Origin of the sequence: Ruminiclostridium hungatei (assembly GCF_002051585.1) — a bacterium.
Classification (GTDB): Bacteria; Bacillota; Clostridia; order Acetivibrionales; family DSM-1351; genus Ruminiclostridium; species Ruminiclostridium hungatei.
In genome coordinates this window covers 1-1,525 of record NZ_MZGX01000067.1, presented here as the reverse complement: position 1 = coordinate 1,525, position 1,525 = coordinate 1, and the positions used below count along the sequence as shown (strand labels likewise).

The 1,525-nt window shown below is 46.0% G+C and carries 1 protein-coding gene; it reads left to right on the top strand.

From position 1 onward, the window contains the following. The first annotated feature begins 305 nt into the window (after nucleotides 1-305). Nucleotides 306-1,499 (top strand): IS110 family RNA-guided transposase, encoded by a 1,194-nt coding sequence (locus CLHUN_RS21525; protein WP_080066721.1) that lies wholly within the window; start codon nucleotides 306-308, stop codon nucleotides 1,497-1,499. Nucleotides 1,500-1,525: the final 26 nt, after the last annotated feature.

Sequence of the window (1,525 nt, the reverse complement as noted above, 5' to 3'; positions counted from 1 at the left end):
CTTTAACCTGCTATAGTATTAGTCAAGGGATAAATGCAATAATATTGGCAAAATTCCTCCCTTTACTTTGATGTTATCAACGTCCATCAGGACGATGATATAATGTCCTCATACAGACAGAGGTTCTCTTCTCTTAACCATGCGGTTCACATCCGCTCATGCAGCATGAGACCTCTATCTTGTGGGATTTCATTTATGAGCCGGATGCGGGGGCTTAAATTGCTTTCCGCTGCTGTCGAAGCAGGTTATGACCCATGAGACTGTGAGGGACTGTCTGTAAATTTTTTAGGGGCAGGTGTAATGCTATGTTTTATGTCGGTATTGATATTGCAAAACGTACTCATGAGGCCATTATCATTGATGAACATGGAAAGACTGTACAGAAGTCTTTCCGTTTTCAAAATTCGTGCAGCGGCTTCAACCAACTGATAAACCACGTCCTTCGGATTACCAACGTCAGGTCGCAGGTTTCTTTCGGGATGGAATCCACAAGCCACTATTGGCTTGCCCTGTACACCAGACTGATGAAAGAGGGATACCAAGTTCATGTTCTGAATCCGATTCAGTCTGACGCATTGCGTAATCTTTACATTCGTCAGAACAAAACGGATTCCAGAGACTCTTTCATCATTGCTGAAGTTATCCGCTTCGGGTGCTTCTCGGAAACACAGGTGCCGCAGGACAAGATGCTCGCCTTGCGTGAAATGTGCAGGAACCGTTTCTTTCTTGTTGATTCCGTCTCAGACCTAAAGCGCAAGGTAGTGGCTCTGATTGACCAGATATTCCCCGAATATGAAACCATTTTCAGCAGCAATTTCGTTGAATCCTCCATACAGCTTCTTACCAAGTATCCCAGCCCTGAGAAGATGTGTAACGCGAAACTGAACTCTATGACTGACCTGCTACTGAAAGCCAGCAATGGCCGCTTTGGTCAAGCCAAAGCCATGGAAATCAAAGAACTTGCTAAAATCACCTTTGGAGTTAAGGATACCTGCGGAGTATACTCCGATCTTATCCGATGCTATATGGAGCAGATTCGGTTTATTCAGCAGCAAATAACTGTGCTTGATCAGAAGATTCAAAGCATTATGGACTCTCTGGAAACTCAAATCACCAGCATACCGGGAATCGGAAGAATCCTGGGTGCCACCATTCTCTCGGAGATAGGGGATATTTCTCGCTTTAACTCTGCGGACAAGCTGGCCGCTTTTGCCGGCATCGATCCCACGGTGAAGCAGTCGGGTGATTTTGTCGGTGTCAAAAACCATATGTCTAAGCGAGGTACGCCCTATCTCCGGAGAGCGCTATGGATGGCGTCCACTACTGCGGTGCAGCATGACCCCATGTTCCGAGCCTACTATGAGAAGAAGGCTGCGGAAGGAATGCGGTACATGAAAATCATCGGTCATGTCAGCAAGAAAATGACGGCGGTTATATTCGCTGTACTTAGGGACAACAAAACCTATGAGCCTGTCCTTCAGACAGCAAAATCTGCTTGACAAATACATAGCCGGTCTGCACAGTT